Consider the following 20,461-nt stretch of genomic DNA (forward strand, 5'->3'; position numbering starts at 1 on the left):
TCCTTAATCTCCTCTCCTCCCCAGCCGGCCGAACCGTCGCGCAACCGACTCAAGAGACTTTCATCTGCCCTTGAACCGCAAAGAACAGGACCATTCGTTATGTCGAATGATCCTGTTCCGTCGCTGCCAAACTCGGCGATCGCCGAATCTCTTCACTGCATGAATTGTGCTACATGTTACGATTCCGCGGGCTGCGTCCAAACCATAGACCAAGCGCTGCCGCACAAAGAAGAACGCCTATCCATGGAGCCATCGGAGCCGTTTCGCCTGTTTGCGGCAGCGTCTTCTTAGGGGAAGCTGCGCCGGATGTTTCGGGATTGCTTCCGCTTGTATCCGCTGCCGGCGTTTCGTCAGCCGGGGATTGCACATCCGGTTCGCCCGCCGGCTTGTCGCCGGACGGAGCGGATGGCCCGCTGCCGGATTGGGATCCGTTCGGCCCCGATCCGTTTGGCGTTGTCCCGTCTTGCGGACTGCTGCCTTTAGGCGCTCCGGAAGGCGCCGTGCCGCCAGGCGGATTGCCGCTGCCTGCGGGCGGCGTTCCCGGAGCCGGGCCGCCGCCGGACCCGTTCGTTCCGGGCTGCGTGCCGCCACCGGGCGTATTTCCGCCGCCGCCGGACGAATCGCCGTCACCCGATGAACCGCCGTCGGACGAGTCTCCTCCGCCGGTGTTTCCGTTGCCCGGATTGTTCCCGTTGCCCGGATTGTTCCCGTTGCCCGGATTGTTTCCGTTGCCTCCGCCCGGATTCGAACTCGACTTGATCAATCCCGCATCAAGCGTCAAGTTCTGTTGGCCGCCTGAAAGGGTGATGATATTCGTCGTTCCGTCCGATTTGGCGTCGGAATCTTTCTCCGCGTCTCCGGCCTTGCTTGGCGAAGTCCAGCCCTGGTATGCGGCAGGCAGATCGAATCTTACATAATACGAGCCCGCCTCGAGATTGGGGAACGTATAATACCCCGGCCTTCCTTGGAAGTCATTCCCTGTTACCGTGTGCGGAAGCTCAGTGCCGTCCGCTTTAAACAAATGGACAATAACGCCGTTCACGCCATGCGAAGCATCTTCGTTTTGGATACCGTCGCCGTTTTCGTCGTACCAGACGTAATTGCCGAGCTCCGCTTTCGGATTGGCGACGATTTGCATGCCGACTTTATTCGGCTCCGTCGGAAGCATTACCGCATTATCGTTGATTATCGTCGCAACAAAACCGAAAGAGTTCCAAGCGGTCTCTCCGTTCGTCGGCGCCCCTACGGGAGCCCTCATCGGCCAGACCAACTCGACGTTTTCTCCAGGCCTCAAAACATACCCTGGTTCGAAAACGAATTTCAGCGCCGTCACTTTCGTAATATCGGCAGGCAGCGTTTGCGACCAGGAGCCTTCGGTCATCGTCACCTTGGCGTCCGTCGAGTAGTAGATCTTCACTTTGCCGTTGACGGACTCGGGTACGGCCACGACTCCGGACAGGATCGGCCCCCACAGGCTGCCGCGCGGCGAGGAGACGACAACACCCGTATCGCCGACTCGAGGCAGCGCATCGACAACGACGACATCCTTGACATCCCGGTTGCCGTTGTTCGTGATGATCAGCTTATAATCGACAATACCCCCAGGCGTTGTTTTGCCTTTATCGGGATACTTCGTCCATTTCGGGCTGCCGTCCGGATTTACGTCGAGCTCGCCGTGCACCCACTTCACGGAATCGACAGCAGTGACGTTATTGACGTAAAAATCGTCCTCGGCAAAGACGAGCTTGTCGTTCGCCGTTTTGCCGTCGCCGTCATGATCGTCAGGATCCGTTGTTTGTTTTGCAAAGTTGATGTCATTCAAATAATCGTGTTTTTTGGAAAGCACTTCTACTCTGTTCCAGAGAATACCCGTCGGCGCATACGGCTTGATTTTCGCATCGAATGTAACCGCAACCGATTTTCCTACAGGCAAAGCGGCGGCATTGCCGTCCTCGGCCTGCCATTTCCAGAGCAGCAGGGTGCGCCCCGTCCCTTTGTAATCCGGAACGGCCTCGAACTTCGGCTGCTTTCCGAGCGCATCGTATTGTACAACCGGATTCCCCTCCAGTTCCAATTCGGCCGGAAGCAAATCGAAGATGACCGGATCCCGGAATTCGTCGCTGCTGTAAACGGTGTTCGCGACCGTAACGGCGAATTTTACCGTATCGCCGGGGTTGAAGTAATAGTTTTTGTCGCCGTTTAGCACCGATTTTTTGACCTCCAGCAGAGGCCGCGGGTTGACGATCCGGACTTCCGCCACATCCGTGGCGCTCTTAGGGATACCGTCAAACGTATAGCTTATTTTTGCCTCATTTTTGATCGGGAGGCCGCCTTCCGGGACGGTCAAACTGTCAGAAGCGTTGTAAACGAGCTCAAACGGCCTCGATTGCACGAAATCGACAGGCAGATCGCCGAGATCGAACTTGACGCCGGTCACTTTGCCGGGCAGCGCGGAAGTTTCCAGCACCTGCCCGCCTTCGGCGGAGGCTACCGTCCAGAGCGTCCAGTTCGACGCGGCTCCCGTATCCGTCGTGTAGTATACGCCGTAGGTAACGGAGCTCATATTTTGCAGCTGAGCCAGTTTTACCGATTTCAGGTTCAGTCCGGCCGGCGTCATATCTTCAATCTTTACGTTATGAATTGTATCATTAGCTCGTTGACGAATCCCCGAAATGCTGAAAGTAACATCCTGTCCAGGGGAAATTTCCCTTTGACGAGGATTTACATCCTTGTTGAAAACGCCCTGTACTCCGTTATCCGTTTTCCCGGCAAACGAATGGGACGCGGAAGCCTTGAGATGAATCGGCGCTTGACCTATAGGCGTTACATCGGCATAAACGTTATTCGTCACCGTGCCGGATACTGACGCGTCATATTTGACCTTGACCGTAAACGATTTGCTGTCCCTTAGGGGGGCGTTGACCGACCAGGAAACTCCGCGGTTATTATTGTCACAAACCCCTTCGGAAGCGGATATGCAAGTCGCCCCCACCGGAAGCTCATCCCACATCCGAATGCTGCTAAGCTGAAGTCTGCCGTATTTGCTGTCTGCTTTATCGGTTAATGTAACCGTATAAACGACTTCGCCGCCCGGCAGCGGGTTCGGCACCGGACTCGTTTTCTGTTTGGCAAGCACCCAATTGGAGTTGGCCTCTGCCTTCACGGTAACGGCATTCGACGTTTTCGAGGCGATGCCGCTTGTGAATTCGCTCGTAGCCACTGCCGTAGTTCCGTCAGGAGTTATGTAATTCGGAAAACTGGCATTAACCTGAAGCTTCCCTGCAGATCCGGCGGGCAAAGAGCCCTTAAATTCAAAAACGACAGGCCCCGTTCCGTCCGGACACATGGATTTCGTCCGGCCGTCGTTTTCCGTTTTTTCGCATTTGACTTGCTCGGGCAAATTTAATTTGATTTGCGCATTCTCGAAGCTGGCAACGGTATTGCTGGAGACGCTGTAATCAATCGTATACGTAAAAGGCTGCCCGGAAGGCACCACGCTTTGGTTGCTGGACAGCGTAAGCCCGATCACTGCGTCCTCCGGGCCAGCGGCTAATGCGGCGACCGGCTGGAATAATGCGCTTAGCAGCAGCAGTATCGCGCAAATGCGCAATTGTCGGTTTCTTATCTTCATGTTTTCCTCTTCCCCTCATCCTTCCTTACTTGGGATGGCATTTCCGATTTCAGCCGCGCTTTCACGATGAGCCGATGGGTCGGGTTTACGATTTGATCGCACGTAATCAGCGTCAGCTCCGCCGCGTCCGCGTTTTGTGCAAGCACGGACAAGTCATCCGGCTCAACGACAAATTTCGCAGTAACCGCATACAAATAAGCGGAATCCGCTGTCGCAATCACGATCTTGTCATCCGTCTTCAATTCGTGGATCCGGTTAAAGTGTTTGCCGGGCGTTCGGCTATTATGTCCGGCCAGCACAAAATTGCCTGTTTCTCCGGGCCGCCGGTCCGTTTCAACGATGCCGATGCCGTACCTCAGCGTTTCCTCCGTCGCGCCTTCCAGGATGGGCTCCCGCAAATCCAGGCTTTCGATGGAGATCGTGCCGTGCACAGCCATGCCATCGATGATCGCAGGGCTCCCTTTAGGTTCCGGCTCCCGCACTGCCGCGGAAACGGCTGCTTCCGGTACCCCGGCTGCCTCAGATTCGGCGAATGCTTGAGCGGGTGGCGCCGGGTCGGTTGAATCGGATGACGGTTGAGACGGCGAACGGATGGTAGGAAGCGAATGAGGAGCGTCGTTGTTCTGCTCCGATGCATGCCGGTATTGGTCCCAATGGGCAAGCAGCTTCGACTGCTGCTTCTCCTGCATGCGCTCCGACCACCAAGGCTGCAGAATAAAGCCGATGCCCGCAGCGAATAGCAAACAGGCCGCCAAGCCTCGCGGAGAGCCGCGCTTCCACTGAAAGACCGAAGACCGAATCGCCGATCGATTCGCTTGTATGCCGAATCACCTCCAAGAGTAGGATCCATAATCAATGATACAAATTGTAACCCCATGTAGACAAGATGCCGATAAAATGAGCAACCGGACTCATCCACACCACTAATGATACAATATGTATACAAAGATGTCTACCCCCGAAATTGTGAAAAGCTGCGCCTCCAACAGACCGGTGTGCTTGATTTTTATGGTATGATGTCGGTATATGAACACTACGAAGAAGGCAGATGACAAGTTATGGCCGTCTTTCACTACAACCCGGAACCGCCTTTTAGCGACGCTCCGGAGCTGATCTTGATGTATTGGGGCAAGGAAGCGTGCAAACCGAATCATTCCTACGGCCCCGGCGTCAGGGACATGTATAAAGTGCACTTTATCCATAAAGGTCGCGGTATCGTCCGCACTTCCGGGGAGACGTATACGCTCGCGGCGGGGCAAGCTTTCCTGGCGTTTCCGGGCCGCATCATCTTTTATCAGGCGGACGAAGCCGACCCTTGGACGTATTCCTGGATCGGTTTCCGGGGCGAGCGGGCCGATTCCATCATGATGCGGACTTCGTTAACGCCGGACCGCCCCGTCTTTCCTATGGATATGCGGCTGATGCCGAACCTTTATGATCTGCTGAACGAAGCCGTTCAGCTTGAATACGGTAAAGATTTGCGGCTTGGCGCGCTGCTGCTTCAGTTTTTGTCGGCTTTGGTTGAGCTGGCTCCCGCGTCCAAAACCAATTCCGCCGGCCGCCGGACAAGGGATGAATACGTTCACCGCTGCCTCGATTTTCTGCACAGCCATTACGGCGAAAACATAACGGTTCGCCAGCTTGCTTCGATGATCGGGCTCGACCGCAAATATTTGTCCGCCATCTTTAAGGAAGCAACCGGCCGTTCGCCGCAGCAGTATTTGCTCTTTTACCGAATGGAAAGGGCCTGCGAGCAGCTGAAAAAAGGAACGCTTACGGTCGCGGAAATCGCCCGCTCGGTCGGATACCAGGACGCGCTGTTGTTTTCCAAAATGTTCAAAAAAATGAGCGGCTTCTCCCCCAGAGAATACCGGAAGCAGTAGAAAACGACATCATGCCATATTCAGATTACATGCCGACATGGGCCGATGTCCGATCGTCGGCTATAATAAGCAGGAGGCTCCAGCCGGAATACGGGTTGGCGGCAAAAATATGGAGGAGGTTGTTCCGATGACTTATTCGGCACATGCCGAAAGATACGCCAATATGACATATAACCGCTGCGGGAGGAGCGGCTTGAAGCTGCCCGCCATTTCGCTCGGACTGTGGCATAATTTCGGCGGAATCGATACGTACGAAAACGGCAGAGCGATGCTGCGCAGGGCGTTCGATCTGGGCATCACCCATTTCGATCTCGCCAACAATTACGGCCCGCCTCCGGGTTCGGCCGAAGAAACGTTCGGCCGCTTGCTGAGGCAGGATTTCCTGCCGTACCGGGACGAGATGATCATTTCGACCAAAGCGGGTTATTATATGTGGCCGGGGCCTTACGGGGAGTGGGGCTCGAAGAAAAACCTGGTGGCCAGCCTGGACCAAAGCTTGAAGCGGATGGGACTTGACTACGTGGACATTTATTACCACCACCGTCCGGACCCGAATACGCCGCTCGAAGAAACGATGGCCGCGCTCGACCTCGTCGTTCGCCAAGGAAAAGCGCTTTATGTCGGCATTTCCAACTACCGGCCGGAGGCTACTCGGGAAGCCGCGCGCATTTTGCGCAGCCTCGGGACACCATGTCTTATTCACCAGCCGAATTACTCGATGATGTCCAGGTGGATCGAAGAGGGGCTGCTGGATGTGCTGGACGAGGAAGGCATCGGCTCCATCGTTTTTTCTCCGCTCAACAAAGGCATTTTGACCGACCGCTATTTGAACGGAATCGCGCCGGATTCCCGCGCCGCCGGACCGAGCGTTTTCCTCCGTCCGGAAGAGCTCACCGAAGACAAGCTCGACAAGGTCCGCAAGCTGAATGAGATGGCGCTGGAAAGAGACCAGAAGCTTTCGCAAATGGCGCTCGCCTGGGTACTGCGCGGCGGCCGCGTCACCTCGGCATTGATCGGGGCCAGCAAGGTCGGCCAGATCGAAGATGCCGTCGGCGCTTTGAGCAACATGAGCTTCACCGTCGAGGAACTGACGCGGATTGACGAGATTTTGGCTTAAGACGAGGCTGTGCCGGGCGTCACTCCATCCAGGGGAATGTCGATCCAGGAAGGGCAGGATCCCCCGGTACGCAGCGTTTGCCTTGCTTTTTTTACCGTTTCCTGCAGCGCCCAAGGTCCTGCCGTATTCGGATGCAGGTGATAAGCGGGAAAGTTGGACGATGAAATGTCCACCCTGAGCCGGGAGCCTTTGCGGATCGTCCATGTGATCGGCCACAGCTCGATTTCCGCCGGAACCGTCTCGTTCGGCCGGTAAGCCGACAGCCGGCCGTTTCGAAAGCGCAGGCTCGTAATGCCGTCGCGAATATTGTAGGATGTGCCGTCGCTGCGCTGCTCCATGACACATACCGTAAAGGAAGTGTCCTCCGCATCCGAGCTTACGTACAAACACGCCTTGATCCGCCCGGCAATCCGCAGAGGCTCCCGGATTTCATCGGAGACGAAGGAAATGACGTCCCCCCTTGTTCCGGGCTTATCCTGAACGACGCTGGCCGGCCGGGAAGCGTCCGGGGCTCCCGTCAAATAAGCCATCAGCGCCGCCCCGCCCCTGGTCGGCACCGGACGATCGGGATCGTAGTCGAACGTAACCGGCCGATCCCGGTCCGGCTTTCCGGGCGTCAGTGTGTGCTCACCCTGACCGGCCGACAAATAATAGCGGATGCTGTCTGTGCCGCGGATCCATCCGTCCCGGCTTTTCCAGCTCCCTTCCCCGATCGTATACGTTTGAACGGTTCCTGCGATGTCCCCCGCCGCAAGCGGCTTCCCTTTCAGATGATGGTCAAACCACATCAACGCGGCTTTGGTTTGTTGAGGCCCCCATACGTCATGATTCGGGTACTCCAGGTCGCCGGAAATATCCTGCGTATGGACCCACGGGCCGATCAAGAAAAAGCTTTTCCTCCTGATGTCCTCCGGAAGCTTGTTATAACTTAAAACGGATGCCTCCAAATTATGGTCGAACCATCCGGCAACCAGCATGACCGGCACCTTCGTTTTCCGCGGGGTCTCCTTCAAATACGCCCATAACCCCGTATTCCAGTAAGAACTCGCCGGATCGACCTCCGTCACCCAATCCCGGTACCAGGGCAGCGTTTGTCCGAACAGCCTTCGGTCCATCTCGATATGCGGCCGAACGGACAATGCTTCCCGGTATAACTTGTCGGGCGGCAGCAGCGGGTGATGTCCGGAATTGCCGAGCGCCCATACCGTATAAATGTCATGCCGGAACATGCCGTTCATATAGTTTTGCCGGTACCGCTCAATGCCGGCGAAAGCGATGTACATCGTCTTCACTTCCGGGGGCAAATGCTCGGCCATGCACCACTGCAGCGTGCCGTGGTAGGAAGAGCCGTAGGTGGCCAATTTGCCGTTCGACCATCGCTGCCTTATAGTCCACAGCAAACTGTCCAGCCCGTCATTCATCTCATGGACGAAAGGGACCCATTCCCCTTCCGAGCGGCCTGTTCCCCTGCATTCCTGAATAACGAAGGCATATCCTTGCTCCGCCCAAAACTCCGCTCTCTGCAGCCAGACCGGCAAAGCTGCGGGATACGGCGTGCGGCTTACGATCACCGGCCACGGGCCGCTTCCTTCCGGAAGTTTGATATACGTGGAAAGCTTCATCCCGTCCCTCATCGGCACGTAAACATGACGATGTCCCCTGTCGTTCGCATGCATGCGCTTAACCTCCTCATCCTTCGCCAGCCAGCAGTCAACTCATTCGCCAATTCCAATCCGTCGTCCGTCAAACTTCTAAACTTTGAAGCAGGCTACCCCGTGGCCGTCCTTCACATACCGCAGTGCGGGAACCTCCTGCCGGCATTCGTCCGCAGCGAGCGGGCAGCGGCCCGAAAAGGGACAGCCCTTCGGCTTGTTCAGCAAGCTCGGCACCTCGCCCCGGATGATCGAGCGTTCGCGCTGCGCCTCCACGACGGGATCGGGCACGGGCACGGCTTCGAGGAGTGCCTGCGTATAAGGATGCAAAGGCTGCTCGTACAAAGATTTCCAATCGGCGATTTCGACGATTTGCCCGAGATACATGACGGCGATCCGGTCGCTGATATGCCTGACGACGGTGAGATCATGTGCGATAAACAAGTACGTCAGCCCGAGCTTCTCCTGCAAATCCTCAAGCAGGTTGATGATCTGCGCCTGGATCGATACGTCCAGGGCGGAAATCGCCTCGTCGCAGACGATAAAATCGGGATTGCTGGCGATCGCCCGGGCAATGCCGAGCCGCTGGCGCTGGCCTCCGCTGAATTCGTGCGGCACCCGGTCCTGCAGCGCAGGGCTTAAGCCGACGAGCCGGAACAGCTCGGCCACCCGCTCCCGATACTCGCGTTCGTCCTTCACCAGCCCGAAATTTTTCAACGGCTCCCCGACGATGTCGCCGGCGCGCTGTCTCGGGTCTAGAGAGCCGTAAGGATCCTGGAAAATCATCGACATCCTCCTGCGGAAATCGCGCAGCTTTCCTTCCGGCATGCCCGTATAATCGGTGCCGTGAAACAGAATCCTGCCGCCGGAAGGCTGGTACAGCTTCAATAAAGCTCTCGCCATGGTCGACTTGCCGCAGCCGCTTTCGCCGACAAGCCCGAACGTCTCCCCTTTTCTCACCTGGAAGCTGACGTTGTCAACGGCCCGGATTTCTCCGGTTTTGCGGCGCAAAAGGCCCTTCACCACCGGAAACGAAACGGTCAAATTTTGCACGTTCAAAATGACGTCCTCCGGTTTAGGCTGATGAACGGCTTCCTTGACCGGACGAACCTGCTCCTCCTTGATGCGGGAAGGCACCGTCTTTACGGTGATGTCGTGATGGCAGGCGGTTTGATGCCCCGGAGCGTTCGGCACCTCCCTGACCCGGGGGGCCGGTTTAAATGCACACGCCTCGGTCGCATACGCGCAGCGCGGGAGAAACTGGCAAACGTCGGTCCGGTTTCTCAGGTCGGGAGTGATGCCTTCGATCGGGACGAGCCTTCGGTCCTTCGGATCGTCCAGACTCGGCACCGCCTTCATCAGTCCGATCGTATACGGATGGCGTGGGTTGGCAAAAAGCTCCGTACAGCTGCCCGACTCCACAATTTCCCCGGCGTACATGACATAAATGCGGTCGGCATAGCGGGCGACCAGGCTCAGATTATGCGTAACGAGCACCAGCGCCGTACCCGTTTTTTTCACCAAATCTTTGAGCAGCTCGAGGATTTGCGCCTGCGTCGTCACGTCCAGCGCCGTCGTCGCCTCGTCGGCGATCAGCATTTTCGGATTGCAGGAGAGCGCCATCGCGATCATGATCCGCTGCCTCATGCCGCCGCTGAACTGGTGGGGATAATAGCCGACCCGCTGCTCCGCATCCGGAATGCCGACCTGCTTCATCAGCTCGATCGCGCGGCTTCTCGCCTGAGCGCGGTTCATGCCGAGGTGAAGCATCACGGACTCCTCGATCTGCTTGCCTACGGTCATGACGGGGTTAAGCGACGTCATCGGCTCCTGAAAAACGACGCCGATCTTCCCGCCGCGCACCTCCTGCAGCCGCTTGCTCCGCGGCCCGTACTTCAGCAAATCGTCGCCGGCGAACAGCACCTGACCCGCGGCGATTTCGCCGGGAGGCATCTCGATCAGCTGCAGCCCGGAATATTGCGTAACCGATTTGCCGCTGCCGCTTTCCCCGACGAACGCGACGATTTCCCCTTCGTCAATGTAATAGGAAACTTGATTGACCGCCTGCAAAATGCCGCCGTCCTGCTTGAATCTCGTCTCCAAACGGTTCACTTCGTATAGATGCACCGGCATGTCACCTCTTCAGCTTATAATGAGCCTCTTAATCTCGGATCGAGCGTATCCCTGAGGGCGTCGCCGACAATATTAAACGCCAGGACGACAAGCATGATAACGACGCCCGGAGCGATCGACAAAACCGGCAGCGTGCGCAGATGATTGTAGCCGTCGCTGACCATCGCCCCCCACGAAGCCATCGGCGGATTGATGCCGAGCCCGAGAAAGCTGAGCGCCGCTTCGATAAGGATGGCGGCCCCGAGATTCATCGTCATCAGCACGATATTCGGCGAAATGCAGTTAGGCAAAATGTGCACGAAGGCGTTTTTCAGCTTGCCCGCTCCGCTGATCGTTCCCGCCGTTACATAGTCGAGCTGCTTGATGCTTTTCACCTGGCCGCGGGTCAGCCGCGCGTACGTCGGAATCAGCCCGATCCCGACCGCGAGCATCACGTTGCCGAGACCTTTTCCGAGCACGCTGCCGATAAACAGCGCCAAAATAATGAGCGGAACGGACATCATCACATCCATCATGCGCATGACGACGGCCTCCACCCAGCCTCCCGCATAGCCGGAAACGAGGCCGAGCAGCATGCCGACGGTGCCGGCGATGGCGACCGATACGAACCCTACCGCAAGCGATACGCGCGTGCCGTAAATAATGCGCGACAATACGTCGCGCCCGAGCGCATCCGTGCCGAGCAGATGCTGGGAGGACGGCGGCTTTAAGGAATTCGACAAATTTTGCGCAACCGGATCGTAAGGGGCTATGAATGGGGCGAAGACCGCGGTCAAAAAAGCGATCGCCAGCACCGCCATGCCCAGCACGACGATTTTTCTGGACAGCATCGTCCGCCAAAAGCGCTTCCACTCTTTTGACTTCGGCGGCACTCCTGCGGCTTCCTCGATGACCGGCATAACACCGCTTCCGACTTGCTTTGCTTCTGTTTGCATGCTGCCGCTCCTTTCAACTGATTCTGATTCGCGGGTCGACCACCCCGTAGGCGATATCCACGAGCAAATTGCATGCCGATACGCCCGACGCGATGACGAAAACGGCGCTTTGCACAAGCTGATAATCTTTGTTCAAAATCGCCGTAATGAGCATGTTGCCCATGCCGGGAATGACGTACACCTGCTCGATCAGCACCGACCCGCCAAGCATGTGCCCGAGCTGTATGCCCATCAATGTAATGATCGGGATCAGCGCGTTGCGCAAGGCGTGCCTGAAAATGACGGTCCTTTCGCCGAGGCCCTTGGACCGTCCGGTCCGGATATAATCCTGACGAATCACTTCCAGCATGGCGGAACGGGTCTGTCTGGCGAACTGCGCCAGCGGGCCGAGCGACAAAATGCAAACCGGCATAATCATTTTCCTGACCGCCAGCGCCAAATTGTCGGACGGCCATGTGAAACCTTGAACCGGCAGCCACCCCAATTTCAGGCTGAAAACGTAAACGCACAGGATGCTGAGCCAAAAAATCGGCGTTGCCATGCCCAAGTTGGCCATCACGGTAATGACCGAATCGGCGGCGCCGCCCCTTCTTACGGCGGCAGCTACGCCGAGAAGCACACCTAGAACAACCGAAATGACGAAGGCCGGTACCGCAATCGTGAGCGTCACCTTGAATCTCTCCCAAATAAACGGTCCGATATCCTGCCTGTAAGCGATCGACTTGCCGAATTCCCCCTGCATGACGCTGCCGAGCCACTTCACATACTGAACCGGCAAGGGCTGGTCGAAGCCGAACTGCTTCGTGTAAAACGCGATCTGCTCCGGCGAAGCGTCGGGACCGAGCATCATCACGACGGGATCGCCGGGCATGGACCGCATAATGAAAAACACGAGAAGCGTCACCGCAAAAATTACGATCACCGTCTGGACAACACGCCGAGCGATAAAAGGTATCATCTGCACTCCCCTTACTTTTCGAGGCGAACGTCGCCCGGCGTCCAATATGAAAGATGCGTCAATCCGAATCCGTCGTCCTTCACGTATTTTTGCTTGATGAAGATGCCCATCGGAATGTACAGCGGCTTTCCGAAAATATCGTATTTGTCGTAGACAAGCTTCTGGATTTGCATGGACGTATCTTTTTTCACCTGGTCGCTCGGCGCCTGCTGATTTTCTTTAAGCAGCTGAAGCACGTCTTCCGGATGATCGATCCCTTTGGCGTAAAACGCCCCGTTCGGATCGAGGTGTCTGTACATGTAAAGCCCGAGATCCGGCTGCACCGAGTGGAAATGGCCCATCAGGCCGCCCTCCCAGGTGTTGAAGTACAGATCCTGCACCTTCGCTTCGTCGACGACCACCAGCTCCGCATTGATGCCTACGGCGGCGAGATAGCTTTGGACGGCGGTAAACGGATCTTTCGTCGAGGCGCCGGAAAATAATTTGGTCTTGAATCCGTTCGGGTATCCGGCTTCGGCGAGCAGCTGTTTGGCCTTTTGCGGGTTATAAGGGTATCCGGCGACGTCCCGGTTATAGGTCACGGCATCGGGAGCGCCCCATTGGTTGGTCGTTACGTAATACCCTTTGCCGAACGTTTCCGCTATCGCCTTTTCATCGATCGCATATGACATCGCCTGGCGGACTCTCACGTCGGCAAAAGGCGATCCCTTCGTTCGGCTGTCCGGAACGATGCCCACGCCGACGGCTCCGACGCCGTTTTTGTGAAGAACGACATCGAATTTCTTCGAATCGATCAGCTCCTTGGCGATATCGATGTTGCTTGCCTGAATTTCGTCGACCTCTCCCGCTTTCAAAGCGGAAGCCGCGGTCTGGGCATCCTCGATGATCAGCATCTCGATCCGGTCCGTCTTCGGTTTGCCCAGCTCCCAATAAGCCGGATTTTTCTTGTAGCTGACGGACACGTTGACCTGCCATTTGTCCAGCAGGTAAGGGCCTGTGCCGACCGGGTTTTTGTACGCCCACTCTTTGTCGTGCGCTTTAAACGCCGTCGGCGAAATGTAACGCACGAAATAACCGACCGCCTGCAGCGTGCTGGAATTCCACTCCTTCAGAGTAAGGCGGATCGTGCCGGGATCGACGACGTCCATCGATTGAATGTTGTTCGTCTCGCTTCGTTTGTTTTCGATATACTTTTCGATGTTCCACTTCACAGATTCGGCGTCGAAATCGGTATTGTCGCTGTATTTGACGCCCTTGCGCAGCTTGAACGTAATCGTCTTGCCCTTGGCGTCCGTCTCCCAGCTTTCCGCAAGCCACGGCACGAGGTTCCCTTTTTCGTCGAAGCGGGCCAGCGCCTGAACGACCGGATCGAGATAAGGAAGCGGCCCGTTATTGGTCACTTCGGCCGGATAACCGATAATTTTCGGATTGTTTCCCATTGCAATCTTGAATACGCTTTCACTTTTGCCGGATTTGGATGAGCCGGCTTCGCCCGAAGCGCCGCCCCCTCCCGCCTGATCGCTGCTGCAGCCATAAAGAAGGAACGATAACGATAATATAGCGGTCAAAATGACATGTAGCTTCCTTTTTCCCTTCACCTTGTACCCTCCTCAAGTTACATGCGTTAAAAAGCGTCGGTCAACATTTGCCCGTCCGTCAGCAGTGCGGCTCCGGTGTCGCGCTCGATATCGCTGGCCGTAAAACCGCGCGCCACTTCTGCCAGCCTCAGCCCTTCCGGCGTGACGTCGATGACGGCCCGGTCGGTAATGATGCGGTTCACGACGCGTTTGCCGGTTAAGGGTAACGTGCAGCTCTCCACAATTTTCGGCGCGCCGTCCTTGCTCACATGGTCCATGACGACAACGATACGCTTCGCCCCGTGCACAAGATCCATCGCTCCGCCCATGCCTTTGATCATTTTGCCGGGAATCATCCAGTTGGCCAGATCCCCTTCCGCCGATACCTCCATCGCGCCCAAAATGGCCAGATCGATATGTCCGCCGCGGATCATCGCGAACGATTCGGCGCTGCTGAAAAAGGAGGCCCCGGTTATCGCCGTCACCGTTTCCTTCCCGGCGTTGATCAGGTCCGGATCGACCTCTTCCGGCGAAGGATAAGGGCCGATGCCGAGCAGTCCGTTTTCCGACTGCAGCACGACCTGCTTATCCGCCGATATAAAGCTGGCGACCAGCGTCGGAATGCCGATGCCCAGGTTGACGTAAAAGCCGGACTGGATTTCCCGCTCCGCGCGCCTTGCTATTCTCTCCCTTACGGTCAGCTTTTCGCCGCTCATGTCAGCCGTTCCCTCCTTTATGCTTCGTCGTCAGCTTTTCGATCCGCTTCTGCTGCCTGCCGGCGACGAGCGCCTGAACGTAAATGCCCGGCGTGTGGATCGCCTCCGGATCGAGAGCGCCGGGCTCGACGAGTTCCTCCACCTCGGCGATCGTCACCCGCCCTGCGGCCGCCATCATCGGGTTGAAGTTGCGCGCCGTCTTGCCGTAGACGAGATTGCCCATCGCATCGCCCTTCGCCGCCCGCACCAGGCTGAAATCCGCGGTGAGCGCTTCCTCCAGCAAATAGTCCTTGCCGCCGAAGCGGCGGATTTCCCGGCCCTCGGCAAGCGGCGTTCCGACGCCGGCCGGCGTATAAAAGGCCGGAATCCCCGCTCCGCCGGCGCGGATTTTCTCCGCGAGCGTCCCCTGCGGCAGCAGCTCGACCTCCAGCTCGCCGGACAGCACCTGCCGTTCGAACTCTTTGTTCTCGCCTACGTAGGAGGCGATCATCTTCCTGATCTGCTTGTTTCGCAGCAGCAGAACGAGCCCCCAGTCGTCGACGCCGCAGTTGTTGGAGATGACGGTCAAATTGCTCGTGCCGCTCTTCGCCAAAGCGATGATCAAATTTTCCGGAATGCCGACAAGGCCGAATCCGCCGACCATCAGCACGGCGCCGTCCGGAATGGCCCGAACCGCCTCCTCAAACGAATGAAAAACCTGCTTCACTTTTCGATCCCCCTTATCTTGGTACGAGCTAAGCTTTCTCGACGATCGTCGCAATGCCTTGACCGCCGCCGATGCACAGCGCGGCAAGTCCGAAGCGCACCGGGCCGCGACGCTTCATCTCGTGCAGCAGGGTGACGAGAATCCGCGCGCCGCTCGCCCCGATCGGATGGCCGAGGGCGATGGCTCCGCCGTTCACGTTAACCAGCTCCGGATTCGCGTCCAGCTGCCGGATAACCGCGAGCGATTGGGCGGCAAAAGCTTCGTTCGCCTCGATAAGCCCGAGATCCGCCATCGCCAGTCCCGCTTTGTCCAGCGCCTTCAAGGCAGCCGGAACCGGACCGATGCCCATGACGGACGGATCGACGCCGGCCGCCGCGTTCGCGCGAATGACCGAGAGCGGCGTGAGCCCCAGCGCTGCGGCTTTCCGGCCGCTCATCAGAACCAGCGCCGCAGCGCCGTCGTTCAGGCCCGAGGAATTCCCCGCGGTGACGAGGCCGCCTTCCTTAAAGGCCGGGCGAAGCTTGGCGAGAGCTTCCGGGCTTGTATCGGGGCGCGGGTATTCGTCGGTTATAACGACGAGCGGCTCCCCTTTGCGCCGGGGAACTTCGACCGGTACGATTTCCTCGTCGAACTTCCCTGCCGCCCGGGCGGCAGCCGCTTTCCGCTGGCTTTCATACGCGAAGAGATCCAGCATTTCCCGGGTCAAGGCGTACCTGCCGCACAAGTTTTCCGCGGTAATTCCCATATGGCAATCGGCAATCGCGCACCACAGGCCGTCGCGAATCATGCCGTCCTCAAGCGCCTGGTTGCCCATTTTGTATCCGGCCCGTGCTCCCGGCAGCAAATACGGCGCCAGGGTCATGTTCTCCATGCCGCCGGCGACGACAATCTCGCTTTCTCCAGCGCGGATCGACTGCCAGGCGAGCTGAACCGCCTTCAGGCCGGAGCCGCAAACTTTGTTCACGGTGACAGCGGGAATCTCCTGCGGCAGTCCGGCCGCCATCGCGGCCTGCCTTGCCGGATTTTGACCCAATCCGGCCTGCAGCACGTTGCCCATAATCACTTCGTCAGCCTGCCCCGGCTCAAGTCCGGCGCGCTCCATCGCGGCCCGCACGGCAATCGCTCCTAACCGCACAGCCGGGACATCCTTGAACGCGCCGCCAAAGCTGCCGATCGGCGTTCTTGCGGCGCTTACAATAACGACATCCTCATAAGACAAGCCGTCTTCCTCCTTTCAATCGACGACAGGTATTTCCAGATAGGAAGAATGTTTCCCGCCGTAATATACGGTCTGCTCCGCCAAACGCACTTCGGTTTGCAGCGCCCAAGGTCCGGCCAAATTCGGATGCGCATGATAAGCCGGGAAGTTGGAGGACGAGATGTCGAGCCTGAGGCGCGAGCCGGCTTTAAGCGTCCATGTGATCGGCCAACATTCGATTTCGATCCGGGCCGGCTCGTGCGGCCGGTAATCGAGCGGACGCGGGGCGCCGCCCCGGTAGGCGAGGCTCGTTATCCCGTCCCGGATGTTATAGGCCGCACCGTCCGCAAACACCTCCATGACGTTTACCGTAAAGGCGGTATCCTCCGCATCGCTGCTGACGATTAACCGCGCCTTCATCATACCCGCGATGCGAAGATCGTGCTGCAGCGGCTCCGAGAGGAACGAAATCACATCGTCCCGGTATCCCGGCGGGTCCTGAACGACGCTGGCCGCTTTCGCCGCGTCCGGCTCGCCTCCGAGGTAACGCAGCAGCGCCGCTCCTCCCTTTGTCGGAACCGGATAACTCGGGTCGTACGTGTAGCGGGCGCTGCCGTTCCGGTCCCGGGCCGTTTCCGTCAGCTGCAGCGAACCGGTATCCTCGTCCTTGTGCAGGTAAAAACGCCGCATTTCGGTCGGAGCGATCGCCCCGTCCCAGCGCCGCCAGCGACCTTCGCGGATCACGTACGTCTGCAGATCGCCGAGCGGCTCAGGATAAGGCTCCCCCTTCAAATGGCGGTCGAACCATGTCAGCGCTTCCCTCAGCAGCACAAAACGGTCGTGATCCGGATAGTCCAAATCTCCCGAAGGAACCATCGCGTGCGTCCACGGGCCGAGGAAAAACCGGCTTCTCCTGCGCGTCTCTTCCGGCAGCTTTCCGTAATCCCTCACCATACCGTCCAAATGCTGGTCGAACCATCCGTCCGCCATCAGGATCGGGGTTCGCACGCGCTTCGGGATCTCCTTCAGCTCCGCCCAAAAACCGCTTTGCCAATACTCGTCTTCGGGGCTTACGCTCGTGATCCATTTGCGGTACCACGGCAGCTCGACTCCGAACAACTCGCGGTCCATCGCGATGTGCGGCTTCACCTGAACGGCTCTGCGAAACAAGCCCTCCGTGCGCACATCCTTCACGCCGGAGTTGCCGATCGCCCAGCCGGTGTAAACGTCGTGGCGGAACATGCCGTTCATATAATTTTGCCGGTACCGCTCGGTCGTGAAGCCGCTGATGCACATCGCCTTCACCTCCGGCGGAACGCGGTCCGCCATCGCCCACTGAACGGCGCTCAAATACGATGCGCCGTATGTGCCGATGCGCCCGTTCGCCCAGCCTTGCCGTTTGATCCATTCGATCGTGTCGATGCCGTCATCGCCTTCATGGACGAAAGGAACCCAAGCTCCCGCGGATTCCCCGGTGCCCCGGCAGTCCTGCACGACCGCCGCATAGCCGCGCTTCGACAAGACGGCCGCCGTCGCCTCGAGCAGCGGAAGCATGCCGGGATACGGATGGCGGATCAAAACGACCGGCCAAGGCCCTTCGCCTTTCGGCAAATAAATCCTTGTCATCAAGGCAATGCCGTCGCGCATTTCGACCCGGACAGCTTCGGAGACACCCGTTTCGTGCGTTGCGGCCGGTAAACCGCTTTCAATTTGTTCAATCATAGCGGAATTCATGGACCGTCTCCTTCCGTCGTTGTTTGCGGCGGACACGCAAGCAGATTGCGGCTCGGCAGCGTTCTCCCTATTTGCTCCTGAATATACCGTGCGGCATCCATAAGCTTTTCAAAATCGACACCCGTTTCGATTTCCATCTCCCTCAGGCAGTAAACCAGATCCTCCGTCGCCATATTTCCGCTTGCCCCGGGTGCATAAGGGCATCCTCCCAGTCCTCCGGCAGATGCATCGAAGCGGGTTATGCCCATATTCATGGATACCAGAATGTTTGCAAGCGCAGTGCCTCTTGTGTCATGGTAATGCAGCGCCAGACGTTCGGCGGGATAGCGCCTCAGGAGCTGCTCCAGCACCGCTTCCACCTGCCTGGGATTCGCCGCACCGATCGTATCGCCGAGCGAGATTTCGCCGATTTCCATCGCGAACAATTCATCGGCAACCCGCACGACACGGTCGATGTCCACCTTGCCTTCATAGGGGCAGCCGAATACGGTGGACACATACCCGCGCACCGATTTGCCGGCGCTCCGCGCTTCGTTGACCACCTCTCGCAAAATGGGGAACGTATCCGCAACCGGCTTGTTGATGTTTTTGCGGTTATGCGTTTCGCTGGCGGACATAAACACCGCCGCCTCGTCGACGCCCGCTTCCAGCGCCAGCTCCAGCCCCCTCATGTTCGGCACGAGCGCCGCATAGATGACTCCCGGTTTTCTGGTTATCCCCCTTGCGACCTGAATGGCGTCGGCAAGCTGCGGAATCCATTTGGGGCTGACAAATGACGTCACTTCGATATAATCGAATCCGGCCGAAGACAATCGGTCGATCCAAGCGATTTTATGCTCCGTCGGAACGAACACGCTTTCGTTCTGCAAGCCGTCGCGGGGGCCGACCTCCTTCACCTTGACGTGCTGCGGCCAGTTCATGCGGTATCGCTCCCGGGCACTTGCACCGCGTAATCTCCGGCCTGGCCGGGCTTCGCATAAACGACCTTGCGCGCGATCAGATCGGAAATCTCGTCTTCGCTGCGACCGAGCTTCCGCAATATGTCCAGCGTATGCTCGCCCAGCAGCGGAGGCGGGCCTTGAATTTTCACTTCACTCTCCGAGTAAGCGATCGGCGTCCGGATGACCGGCAGCTTGCCGAACACCGCATGATCGACCTTTTCGATCAGGCCGTGCTCGCGAATCAAGTCGCTGTTCACGAGCTCCTCCACGTTCCAGATCGGCCCGTGAAGCACATTGCGCTCGGCAAAAATCGCACACCAATCCTCCGTCGGCTTTTGAGCGAATACGCCGTTGAGCAGCCCGGACAGCGTCTCCCTGTTTTTGACGCGCAGGCGGTTCGTTTCGTAATCCGGGTGGCTCGCCAACTCCGGCCTTCCGATCGCCTCGCAAAACACCGCCCACGCCCGATCGGACTGGGCCCCGGCCATCAGCCAGCCGTTCGCCGTCGGAAACGCCTGATACGGAACGACTTCGGCGTGCTGGCTGCCCATGGCGGACGGCGGCTTCCCCGATGCGATATATTGCCCGAAGCGCGTCGACAGGTTAAACACCATCGTATCGATCAGGTTCAGTTGAATGCGCTGTCCCTTCCCGGTTCGCTCCCGCTCGAGAAGCGCTCCGCAGATCGCTCCGAAGGCGATGTAGGCCGTCGAGTTGTCGGCGACCGGAATGCCGACCAGCACCGGCTTTCCGCCCGGCTCGCCGGTCACGCTCATCGCTCCGCCCATGCCCTGAACGATCGGATCCATCCCCGGCCGGTGGGCGTAACCCGGCGTGTCGCCGAATGCGGAGATCGAACAATAAACGAGGCCGGGATTCAGCCGCCGCAAGCTTTCGTAACCGAGTCCGAGCCGCTCGCACGTGCCGGGACGGTAATTTTCCAAAACGACATCCGCCCCGCGGCACAAGTCTCGCGCTATGCCGAGCCCGTCGGGATCTTTCAGATTGAGGGAGATCGATTGCTTTCCGTGGTTGTAGGCGGCAAACAAATAACTTTCTCCATTTTTAAAATAACTCCCGGAGCTCCGCACCTGATCTCCCGAAAGCGGCTCGATCTTGATGACCTCGGCTCCCAGATCGGACAACATATTGGCGCAGTAAGGCGCTACCAGCCAGTGCGCAATTTCGATAACTTTTACTCCGGTAAGCGGTCCCATCGTTGTTATGATCACCTGCTCCTTGCATGGTTTAAGGAAATTTCAAGCGCTTTCATCTTCATC

Annotated in this window: 15 protein-coding genes; 2 read left to right on the plus strand and 13 right to left on the minus strand. The window is 58.0% G+C overall.

All coding sequences use genetic code 11. From position 1 onward, the window contains the following. Window positions 1-169: 169 nt before the first annotated feature. Window positions 170-3,631, minus strand: coding sequence for an SdrD B-like domain-containing protein (locus MYS68_RS17945; RefSeq protein ID WP_248927152.1), 3,462 nt, complete (start codon window positions 3,629-3,631; stop codon window positions 170-172). After that, window positions 3,628-4,374 carry a class D sortase gene (locus MYS68_RS17950; RefSeq protein WP_248927153.1) on the minus strand — a complete coding sequence of 249 codons (747 nt, stop codon included), beginning with the start codon at window positions 4,372-4,374 and terminating at the stop codon, window positions 3,628-3,630. Before MYS68_RS17950 ends, MYS68_RS17945 begins: the two co-directional genes overlap by 4 nt. 315 nt (window positions 4,375-4,689) lie before the next feature. Here MYS68_RS17950 and MYS68_RS17955 point away from each other — a divergent pair, with 315 nt between their 5' ends. Continuing rightward, window positions 4,690-5,514: an AraC family transcriptional regulator gene (locus tag MYS68_RS17955; RefSeq protein WP_248927154.1), complete on the plus strand. Its 825-nt coding sequence runs from the start codon at window positions 4,690-4,692 to the stop codon at window positions 5,512-5,514. Between the two features lie 127 nt (window positions 5,515-5,641). Next, the gene (gene mgrA, locus MYS68_RS17960; protein WP_248927155.1) at window positions 5,642-6,631 is read left to right on the plus strand and encodes an L-glyceraldehyde 3-phosphate reductase; all 990 of its coding nucleotides are present in this window, start codon (window positions 5,642-5,644) and stop codon (window positions 6,629-6,631) included. Here the strand turns inward: mgrA and MYS68_RS17965 are convergent. The 11 genes from MYS68_RS17965 to MYS68_RS18015 form a co-directional block, all read right to left on the minus strand. Further along, on the minus strand, window positions 6,628-8,307 hold the full coding sequence (locus MYS68_RS17965) for a CocE/NonD family hydrolase (protein WP_248927156.1): 1,680 nt from the start codon (window positions 8,305-8,307) through the stop codon (window positions 6,628-6,630). The genes mgrA and MYS68_RS17965 overlap by 4 nt on opposite strands. A 75-nt stretch (window positions 8,308-8,382) precedes the next feature. Beyond that, the gene (locus MYS68_RS17970; protein ID WP_248927157.1) at window positions 8,383-10,416 is read right to left on the minus strand and encodes a dipeptide ABC transporter ATP-binding protein; all 2,034 of its coding nucleotides are present in this window, start codon (window positions 10,414-10,416) and stop codon (window positions 8,383-8,385) included. A gap of 14 nt (window positions 10,417-10,430) precedes the next feature. Then, on the minus strand, window positions 10,431-11,351 hold the full coding sequence (locus tag MYS68_RS17975) for an ABC transporter permease (RefSeq protein ID WP_248927158.1): 921 nt from the start codon (window positions 11,349-11,351) through the stop codon (window positions 10,431-10,433). A 13-nt stretch (window positions 11,352-11,364) separates the two neighbouring features. Then, the gene (locus tag MYS68_RS17980; RefSeq protein WP_248927159.1) at window positions 11,365-12,309 is read right to left on the minus strand and encodes an ABC transporter permease; all 945 of its coding nucleotides are present in this window, start codon (window positions 12,307-12,309) and stop codon (window positions 11,365-11,367) included. An 11-nt stretch (window positions 12,310-12,320) separates the two neighbouring features. Further along, window positions 12,321-13,907 carry an ABC transporter substrate-binding protein gene (locus MYS68_RS17985; protein WP_248927160.1) on the minus strand — a complete coding sequence of 529 codons (1,587 nt, stop codon included), beginning with the start codon at window positions 13,905-13,907 and terminating at the stop codon, window positions 12,321-12,323. Between the two features lie 26 nt (window positions 13,908-13,933). Then, on the minus strand, window positions 13,934-14,602 hold the full coding sequence (locus MYS68_RS17990; RefSeq protein ID WP_248927161.1) for a 3-oxoacid CoA-transferase subunit B: 669 nt from the start codon (window positions 14,600-14,602) through the stop codon (window positions 13,934-13,936). 1 nt (window position 14,603) lies between these two features. Continuing rightward, window positions 14,604-15,308, minus strand: coding sequence for a CoA transferase subunit A (locus tag MYS68_RS17995; RefSeq protein WP_248927162.1), 705 nt, complete (start codon window positions 15,306-15,308; stop codon window positions 14,604-14,606). Window positions 15,309-15,336: 28 nt separating this feature from the next. Beyond that, complete coding sequence (locus MYS68_RS18000) at window positions 15,337-16,527, minus strand: acetyl-CoA C-acetyltransferase (protein ID WP_248927163.1); 1,191 nt, start codon at window positions 16,525-16,527, stop codon at window positions 15,337-15,339. A 15-nt stretch (window positions 16,528-16,542) separates the two neighbouring features. Continuing rightward, complete coding sequence (locus tag MYS68_RS18005; RefSeq protein WP_248927164.1) at window positions 16,543-18,240, minus strand: CocE/NonD family hydrolase; 1,698 nt, start codon at window positions 18,238-18,240, stop codon at window positions 16,543-16,545. Continuing rightward, entirely contained in the window at window positions 18,237-19,160 is a 924-nt protein-coding gene (locus MYS68_RS18010; RefSeq protein ID WP_248927165.1) for a hydroxymethylglutaryl-CoA lyase, read from the minus strand. The genes MYS68_RS18005 and MYS68_RS18010 overlap by 4 nt, the downstream gene beginning before the upstream one ends. Next, window positions 19,157-20,413: a CaiB/BaiF CoA transferase family protein gene (locus tag MYS68_RS18015; RefSeq protein WP_248927166.1), complete on the minus strand. Its 1,257-nt coding sequence runs from the start codon at window positions 20,411-20,413 to the stop codon at window positions 19,157-19,159. The genes MYS68_RS18010 and MYS68_RS18015 overlap by 4 nt, the downstream gene beginning before the upstream one ends. Window positions 20,414-20,461 lie beyond the last annotated feature (48 nt).

Source organism: Paenibacillus hamazuiensis, assembly GCF_023276405.1.
In the GTDB taxonomy this organism is placed as follows: domain Bacteria; phylum Bacillota; class Bacilli; order Paenibacillales; family NBRC-103111; genus Paenibacillus_AF; species Paenibacillus_AF hamazuiensis.

Coding starts and splice junctions, on each gene's coding strand:
- MYS68_RS17945 (WP_248927152.1), bottom strand. CDS start 3,631: ATGAAGATAAGAAACCGACAATTGCGCATTTGCGCGATACTGCTGCTG.
- MYS68_RS17955 (WP_248927154.1), top strand. CDS start 4,690: ATGGCCGTCTTTCACTACAACCCGGAACCGCCTTTTAGCGACGCTCCG.
- mgrA (WP_248927155.1), top strand. CDS start 5,642: ATGACTTATTCGGCACATGCCGAAAGATACGCCAATATGACATATAAC.
- MYS68_RS17965 (WP_248927156.1), bottom strand. CDS start 8,307: ATGCATGCGAACGACAGGGGACATCGTCATGTTTACGTGCCGATGAGG.
- MYS68_RS17970 (WP_248927157.1), bottom strand. CDS start 10,416: ATGCCGGTGCATCTATACGAAGTGAACCGTTTGGAGACGAGATTCAAG.
- MYS68_RS17975 (WP_248927158.1), bottom strand. CDS start 11,351: ATGCAAACAGAAGCAAAGCAAGTCGGAAGCGGTGTTATGCCGGTCATC.
- MYS68_RS17980 (WP_248927159.1), bottom strand. CDS start 12,309: ATGATACCTTTTATCGCTCGGCGTGTTGTCCAGACGGTGATCGTAATT.
- MYS68_RS17990 (WP_248927161.1), bottom strand. CDS start 14,602: ATGAGCGGCGAAAAGCTGACCGTAAGGGAGAGAATAGCAAGGCGCGCG.
- MYS68_RS18005 (WP_248927164.1), bottom strand. CDS start 18,240: ATGAATTCCGCTATGATTGAACAAATTGAAAGCGGTTTACCGGCCGCA.
- MYS68_RS18010 (WP_248927165.1), bottom strand. CDS start 19,160: ATGAACTGGCCGCAGCACGTCAAGGTGAAGGAGGTCGGCCCCCGCGAC.